Here is an 8069-nt window from a genome sequence, read left to right on the forward strand (position 1 = left end):
TTGTGATGAAAAAGACAGTAATCGGTGCAATCGCACTTCTAGGCGCAATGGCAGTGACTCCTGTTTCTGCTAAAGAAACTATCTCTGCAGTGGGTTCTAGCAGCGTAACTCCACTGATGGAAGTTTTCTCTGAAACATACATGAAGACAAACCCGAACGTATTTATCGAAGTTCAAGGTCCTGGTTCATCTGCTGGTGTTAAAGCAGCGAAAAACGGTTCTGCAGACTTAGGTATGTCTTCTCGTAACCTAAAAGACTCTGAGAAAGAGCCTGCTCTAAAAGAAGAGACAGTTGCTCTAGACGGTATCGCAGTTGTTGTAAACCCACAAAACAAACTATCAGGTCTAACGGCTGAGCAAGTTACTGCTATCTACAAAGGCGAAGTGACAAACTGGAAAGATGTTGGCGGTGCAGATAAGCCAATCGTAGCAATCACTCGTGATACGGCTTCTGGTACTCGTGGCGCATTCGAAGACATCATGTCTCTAAAAATGAAAATTTCTGGTAAGAAAGTATCTGCAATCTCTCAACGCGCTCAAGTTGCTAACGGTAACGGTGCACTGAAGACTATGGTTGCTTCTAACCCATACGCAATCGGCTACATTTCTCTTGGTACTGTTGATGGCTCTGTAAACGCGCTTCCAATCGATGGTATCGAAGCATCGGTAGACAATGTGAAGAACGGTTCTTACAAAGTTGCTCGTCCTTTCCTTGTCCTTTACAAAGATGGCAAGCCATCTGCTGAAACTCAAAAATTCCTAGACTGGATGCTAACTGACGAAGCGCAAGCGCTAGTTGACCAAAAAGGTTACATCTCAGTTAACTAATCCTATCGGGACTCTAAAGTTTGCTCAGCCCAACATTTCGGGCTGAGCCTTTTCTATCCATTGTGTTCAACGGCATTGCCAAGAACCGTGAGATTTTTATGACCATCGCAACAAATAGTGAAAAGCTTATGACTACTGACGCTAAAGCGATCAGCAAGCCAGGTTTACGCGAAAAACGCCGCGTCGATTGGAGAGAACGCATCTTCCACGGCTTGTTCCTAACGAGTGCTGTTATCGGCATCGTATCATTAGCAGTTATCGCATACTTCATCGTTCGAGAGAGTATCCCAGCATTCCAAGAAGCGGGCGTCTCGGGCATTGTCCTAGGTCAAAACTGGTTACCACCTGCATTATACGGTGTTGCCACTATGATCGTCGCTTCTATCGTATCGACAGCTGGCGCGGTTTTAGTGGGTGTTCCAATTGGTGTTTTGACTGCTATCTTTATCGCGGAAATCGCACCAAAGCGCTTGGCGGACATTATTCGCCCGGCAGTAGAACTGCTCGCAGGTATCCCTTCCGTCGTTTACGGTTTCTTTGGTCTAGTTATTATCGTTCCACTGATTCAAAACGTTTTTGATGTGCCAGCGGGTAACACTATCCTTGCAGGTATCATCGTTCTTGGTGTGATGATTCTACCAACGGTAATTACGGTTTCTGAAACGTCTATCCGCGCGGTTCCTCGTACTTACAAAGAAGGTTCTTTGGCGTTAGGCGCATCTAAAATCTACACCATCTTTAAATTGCTCGTTCCAGCGGCTCGCTCAGGCATCATGACAGGTGTGATTCTGGGTATCGGTCGTGCGTTGGGTGAGACCATGGCGATCATTATGGTTATGGGTAACGCGCCAGCTATGCCAGAAGGCATCTTGGATTCGGCTCGTACGCTAACGGCAAACATCGCTATTGAAATGTCTTACGCAAGTGGTGTTCACGCAAACGCACTTTACGCTACAGGTGTGGTACTTCTGGTTTTCATCATGTCGTTGAACGCTGTACTACTTTACCTAAACCGAGAAAAAGCGAAGTAATCGCTCGTTAAAGGTGACTATTATGGATCGCGCAAAACTTAAAAAAGCACGCCAGTTCAAAGATAATGTCTTTAACGCATTTGTCTGGATCTCGGCAGCACTGACGGTAGGTTTTTTGTTCTGGATTATCTGGTACATCCTATCAAACGGTCTACAACACGTAGATTGGAACTTCATTACTGATAACTATACGCGTACAGGTGAAGAGCAGGGCATCTTCCCAATGATTGTGGCGACAATTTACATGGTTATCGCATCTATCGCAGTGGCTGCTCCACTCGGTATCATGACAGCAATCTACTTGACCGAATACGCGAAAGTAGGCAGTCGTTTAGTGAAGATTATCCGATTTTGTACTGAGTCATTGGCGGGTATCCCGTCGATCATCTTCGGTCTATTCGGTATGACTTTCTTTGTGGCAATTCTTGGTCTTGGCTTCTCGATTCTATCAGGTGCCCTAACGCTAAGTATCCTTATCCTGCCAGTGATCATCCGTACTACGGAAGAAGCGTTGATGGCAGTACCGCAAACATACCGTGAAGGTTCTTACGGTCTGGGTGCTTCTAAGATTTACACTATCTGGCGTTTAATTCTTCCAAGCGCAATGCCAGGTATCTTAACCTCGGTCATTCTAAGTATTGGTCGTGTCATTGGTGAGTCTGCTCCAGTATTCCTGACAGCAGGTATGGTTGCACGTATTCCGGATTCTCTATTGGATTCAGGTCGTACGTTAACCGTTCACCTATACAAACTGACTACCGAACTGTTTACCATTGAAGAATGGAATCAGGCTTACGGTACCGCGACAGTTCTGATTGTTGTTGTTCTACTGATCAACATGTTTACAAAACTTATCGCACGACGTTTTAACACCGCAACTTACTAACAAAACGAATTAAGAACGCACGTTAAAAGACACGAATTCAAGATTTAAGAGATTAAGAAAATGAACAAGTTTGATATTGAAAACCTAGATCTGTTTTACGGTGACAACCAAGCACTGAAATCAATCAACTTACCAATCCCAGTACGCCAAGTGACGGCGCTAATCGGTCCTTCAGGTTGTGGTAAATCAACATTGCTACGTTGCTTGAACCGCATGAATGACCTGATTGAAGGCGTGAAGATCACGGGTAAGTTGGCAATGGACGGTGAAGATATTTACGGCAATATCGATGTTGCTGATCTTCGTATTAAGGTTGGTATGGTATTCCAGAAGCCAAACCCATTCCCAATGAGTATCTATGAAAACGTGGCGTACGGTCTGCGAGCTCAAGGCATCAAAGACAAAAAGCACATCGATGAAGTCGTGGAACGATCCCTGCGTGGTGCAGCACTTTGGGATGAAGTAAAAGACCGTCTTAAGTCTCACGCGTTTGGTCTGTCTGGCGGTCAGCAGCAGCGTCTATGTATAGCACGTACAATCGCAATGGAGCCTGATGTGATTCTAATGGATGAGCCAACATCAGCACTTGACCCGATTGCGACCCACAAAATCGAAGAATTGATGGAAGAGTTGAAGAAGAACTACACCATCGTGATCGTAACGCACTCAATGCAGCAGGCGCGTCGTATCTCAGATCGTACTGCGTTCTTCCTAATGGGCGAATTGGTTGAGCATGACGATACACAAGTTATCTTTAGCGATCCAAAAGACGACCGCACCCAAGGTTATGTAAACGGTGACTTTGGTTAATTACAGTATTTACAAGCATATACGTTAATAACTATAAGCGATGGTACTCTTGCCCCTCCTAGTGAGGGGCTTTTTTTATTTTGGGTGTGACTGCCTATCATTATTAGCAATGCTCATGTTGATTCATTTTTGCTCATTTTTTTGCAGTATGTAATTCTGATGAAACACCTGTCTAAAAATGTTGAAAGGTTCTCGAATGTGAAATTAAGTTAATATTTTTTGCGAAAGACTTAACAGCTCAACTTGGATTCCATTGATTGCATATCTACACCTAAGTAGTTTTTTATCGAAAATAAAAAAGTAGATTAGGTTGGTCAGGTGAGTTTAAAAAGTTTTACAAGAACAGTCTCTTCGACGAGAGATCATAGGCTCTTGGCGGAAGCCATCTTCGAGCATCTAGAACAGCACTTTTCCCCCAGCGCGATAGCGATTTTCGACGATCCGCTGACTAATCCAGCCGGGACCATTCCTTTTTCCCGTGGTGACTTATTTCCAATTCGTCAGTATCCAGAAGCTTTTTGGGATTGGGCAAGCCAGTTTGATACCTCAGAAAGTATTATTCCCCTTGCGATCAATACCTGCAATTGGGAACACATTCAAGATCTGGGTGGCGACAGCTACATCATGATGCTCGATAACACACCGATTAAGCGCACCTATCTACTAGTACAAAACGTTCAAGCCCGATCGGCTCACAATATTTACGAAGAAAGCTACGACGCTATGCAGCTCGCTGCTGCTCGTTGGCAGTGCATTCGAGCTGAAAAACACGCGTCGCTTGAGATGAAGCACCGCGATGTACGAGAAGCCCAATATGTTGATGAACTCAGCCAACGTGAACGGTTCATCGAAAATATGAAGCTCGTACAACAAGTCGCTTTAGAAATTTCCAACCCAGACTCTTTGAAAGATCTGTATTTAAAAGCAGTAGAGGCACTGCGTGAGCGTCTAGGCTTTGATCGCTCAACCTTGATGTTGCTTGATATGAAAAAGCGCAGTTTCAGTGGCACGTACGGTACAGATGAGTCGGGTACTACTATTGACGAGTTCCACACTCAGTATGATCTTCACCAATTGAGTGAAGAGTATATCGCCGCTTTGTCGAGCATAGAGCGCAATCTGGTCATCGTTGAAGATGCCCCTATATATACCGCAGGCAAAGTTGTCGGGCAGGGATGGAACGCGATGTTGATTTTACGCGATGGGAATGAGCCATTTGGCTGGTTTGCGCTGGACAACTTTATTCACCGTAAACCGATTACCGCTTACCAAAAGCAAATGCTGGAGTCTTTTGGTTCGCTTTTCTCTCAAATTTTTATCCGAAAACGCCAAGAGCAAAATGTGCGTATGCTGCACTCCAGTATGGTTGAATTATCACGTTGTACGACCGTGAGTGATGTCTGTAAATCTGCGGTGACGTTTGCAATTAAGAACCTTGGCATTGACCGTATGGCCGTGTTCTTAACCGATGAAAATTGCTCTTATATGCAAGGAACGTGGGGAACCGACATTCAAGGGAATGTGGTTGATGAATCTTACTTTTTTGGTGAGACGCAAGACTTCTCTTTGATCAATCTAGCCCGCTCGATGCCAAATGAGGTCGCCTTTGAAGAATCGGTACCTATTTACCATGACTGTAACATTGTAGGGTTCGGTTGGGCTGCCATGACAGTGCTGACATCGAATAGCAGCGGTCCTATCGCTTTTATCGCCGTGGATAACCTTCTTACCCGTGCACCGTTGACATCTCAGCTACGTGAAGTGATTCGAATGTTTGCTTCAAGCCTTGCTGAAGTGTTGCAAAGAACTCAAGCGCAGGAAGCGATTAGAGAGCTGAATGAAAACCTAGAGCTTGAAGTCAAGAATCGAACAAAAGAGCTGGAAGAAGCGAATCGACAATTGGAGGTTTTGTCCAAACTTGATCCGCTAACACGTTTGGGCAACCGCCGCATGTTAGAGCATGTGATGCAAAAGTACTGTTATATCGAACATAATGAGGTGATGCCTTTCGGTCTTATTCTGATCGATATTGACCATTTTGGTTTGTTTAACAACCATTATGGGCACTTAGAAGGGGATATTGCCTTAATGCGAATTGGCAATATTCTTGAGCATCATACCAAAGATGAAGACGAAGTGTTTTGTCGCATTGGTGGTGAGGAGTTTGTCCTTCTGATGATCGGGTCTGACCAAGAAGAGGTTAGGCTACGTGCGGAGTGTATTCGACGTTGTATCGAGGATGAAGGAATCAAGCATTGTCACAACCCAGAAGGTGAATTGCTTACGGTTTCTGTCGGTTATTCCTGTTATCAAACTCAAGGAAAAGATTTTAATTTTGATCACCTTTATCAACTTTCAGATAAAGCGCTTTATCAGGCGAAAAATAGCGGTCGAAATTGTGTTCGTATGTTCGACACGCCGGATCAAATCGTTGCTTAAGATCACCAAAATACAAAAATGGCAGCTCTGATTGAGCGGCCATTTTGCGTTAGTAAGATGAAGGAGATTACAACTTTTCTAGCTGGTGGCTAGATTTAGTGTGCTTCTCTTTCGCCAGTTGTTTAAGTTTGACGAGTAGAGTTTCTGCTTTCCACACTTGTTGTGTCGCACTAAAGCGAGATTGGTTCATAACGGCTAACTCCTCTTTCACCGCTCTTACTGCGTCAGATTCGCTGCTGCTATGATGGGTGTTTAGGTAGTCATTAACTGCTCTTTCAATCATCACGCTGTCACCTTGTTTGATGGTGCGCTCTAAATCTTGAATTGGCGAACCATGACGCGCGCTTACTGCCTTTTCTGTTTGTTGAGTCGCGCGTGTTTTCCATAGTCCAAACGCGATAGCAGAAGTGACAAGCCACAATACGCCGAATACGAAAGTGAGTGTTTGCCAAATTGAATCTACACCACTTGGCGCAGTGGGTGCCGAAGTAGCTGCAGGTTGCGTTGGTAACGCACTTTCTGGCAAGGCAATTAAACCACTATCACTTTTTTCGACATTCAATTTGAGCTGGGTGATCTCTGCTTTTCTCTCTTGATCTCGATTGCTATCCCACCAATTTACAGAATACCCCGGGAGTGTCAGGCTGCCTGCCTCGGTAGGGATTAGCACTTGTTTGACGGTCATCGTCACTGTGCCATCGCGCGAGGTTTCAAACTGTGGTTGTTCAGGGTAAACACGTAATGTACTTGGGTAAATGATACCAATACGTGGCAAGTATTCCGCTTGAGTACCATGTGCTCGAATGCGAATCGTACGAGTGATAGAAGAACCCTGCTTCACAGTGTTTATCTTATTCACAGACAGAGGATTACCCTGATCATCTTGCCAGCTCTGTGTCATTTCTAACGCACTTGCAGGCAGCCAGTTTCCTTTGAAGTCTTTTGGAATTGGCTTGACGGTAATTGTCATTTGCTCTGTTTTTGTGTTGATTGGCATGATCTTGGTTGAGCCAGTTAAGCTGTCCCCATAGATATATGAACCAGTCAGCTTAGGGCCGTTAAGCGTGTACGTGCCTGGTTGATCCGCAGTAATGTGGAATGACTGTTCTAACACCGTAACTTCAAGTCCATCTATAACGCGACGACCTTGTTTGGCATCGCTTGCTGGCTCGATTTTCATCCCTTCAATACTTGGTGGGAGGATTTGAGGGTTATCAAGGCGACGAGGATCTGCCTTTATGACTAACTGCATTCGCACCGTCGTAGACTGCTGGGGATAAAGCGTATGGTTATCCACGTCCATGTTGAAACTAAACAGTTCATCCATGTCCGGTTCTGTTTGATCTTTGGTGACGCGCAGTTTGATAGGCTCTGTTGTCATTCCATCAGCAGAGAAGCTAGGGATGGTCACGACACCTTCTTTCATTGGAGCAATTGAAATACTCCATTCAGTGCGAACGGTTTTATGACCATTGATGTTATTACTCGAGCGACCATAACGCGGCTGACCCAAAAAGAAATCATCTTTCAGAGCATCAAAGTTAATCGCATCTGAGCCTAGCTCTGTGTCTGCCATGATCCTAAGGTTGATCACTTCGTTTTTAGCCACCTGAGTCTTATTTACGCTGGCTTGAAGGCTTTGAGCAAAAACCGAAAAGCTAGTTAGTAGGCTGGCCATTAGAACAAAGACCAGTTTTGCGCCTTTTTTCATCATGGACTTACCACTCCTTATTTGATTGTTGTGGAGGTTGTTTTTGTTGAGCTTGCAACTGCATTTGAGCACGAATCAGGAAGCTTGGGTCACGAGCACTTTCCACCGCTTCTAAGCGTCGGAACTCAGGGTCATCCTGATGTGTTTTCTCTGGTTGAGCTTGAGCCTGCATTGGCTGACCTTTCTGCTCATCCAGTTTCTCTTTTCCTTGTTTAGCGCGTTGCTGCTCGGCTTTCTGCTTTTCTTTTTTATTTTCAGATTCTTGCTGATTTTGTGACTGTTGTCCTTGCTCTTTCTTAGCCTCATTTTGAGACTTTTGTTGCTGTTGCTGTTGCTGTTGCTGTTGCTGTTGCTGTTGCTGTTGC

6 protein-coding genes and 1 pseudogene are annotated in these 8069 nt (G+C 44.8%); 5 read left to right on the plus strand and 2 right to left on the minus strand.

Features of this window, described 5'->3' with window-relative positions:
• Window positions 1-5: 5 nt before the first annotated feature.
• The 5 genes from AACR11_RS01035 (at window position 6) to AACR11_RS01055 (ending at window position 5993) form a co-directional block, all read left to right on the plus strand.
• A complete protein-coding gene (locus AACR11_RS01035) occupies window positions 6-827 on the plus strand; it encodes a phosphate ABC transporter substrate-binding protein (protein ID WP_005452857.1) in 822 nt (273 codons plus the stop codon).
• 98 nt (window positions 828-925) lie between these two features.
• Complete coding sequence (gene pstC, locus AACR11_RS01040; protein ID WP_005452855.1) at window positions 926-1858, plus strand: phosphate ABC transporter permease subunit PstC; 933 nt, start codon at window positions 926-928, stop codon at window positions 1856-1858.
• A gap of 22 nt (window positions 1859-1880) precedes the next feature.
• The gene (pstA, locus tag AACR11_RS01045) at window positions 1881-2744 is read left to right on the plus strand and encodes a phosphate ABC transporter permease PstA (protein ID WP_005452853.1); all 864 of its coding nucleotides are present in this window, start codon (window positions 1881-1883) and stop codon (window positions 2742-2744) included.
• A gap of 60 nt (window positions 2745-2804) precedes the next feature.
• The gene (gene pstB / locus AACR11_RS01050) at window positions 2805-3554 is read left to right on the plus strand and encodes a phosphate ABC transporter ATP-binding protein PstB (RefSeq protein WP_005452851.1); all 750 of its coding nucleotides are present in this window, start codon (window positions 2805-2807) and stop codon (window positions 3552-3554) included.
• Window positions 3555-3926: 372 nt separating this feature from the next.
• The gene (locus AACR11_RS01055) at window positions 3927-5993 is read left to right on the plus strand and encodes a sensor domain-containing diguanylate cyclase (RefSeq protein WP_029788221.1); all 2067 of its coding nucleotides are present in this window, start codon (window positions 3927-3929) and stop codon (window positions 5991-5993) included.
• A gap of 67 nt (window positions 5994-6060) precedes the next feature.
• Here the strand turns inward: AACR11_RS01055 and AACR11_RS01060 are convergent, their stop codons facing one another.
• Both AACR11_RS01060 and AACR11_RS01065 read right to left on the minus strand, forming a co-directional pair.
• A complete protein-coding gene (locus AACR11_RS01060) occupies window positions 6061-7707 on the minus strand; it encodes a BatD family protein (protein ID WP_029788220.1) in 1647 nt (548 codons plus the stop codon).
• A gap of 4 nt (window positions 7708-7711) precedes the next feature.
• A pseudogene (locus tag AACR11_RS01065) lies at window positions 7712-8069 on the minus strand (hypothetical protein); the annotation flags it as partial.

The organism is Vibrio sp. L85 (assembly GCF_963871815.1).
Lineage (GTDB): Bacteria > Pseudomonadota > Gammaproteobacteria > Enterobacterales > Vibrionaceae > Vibrio > Vibrio harveyi.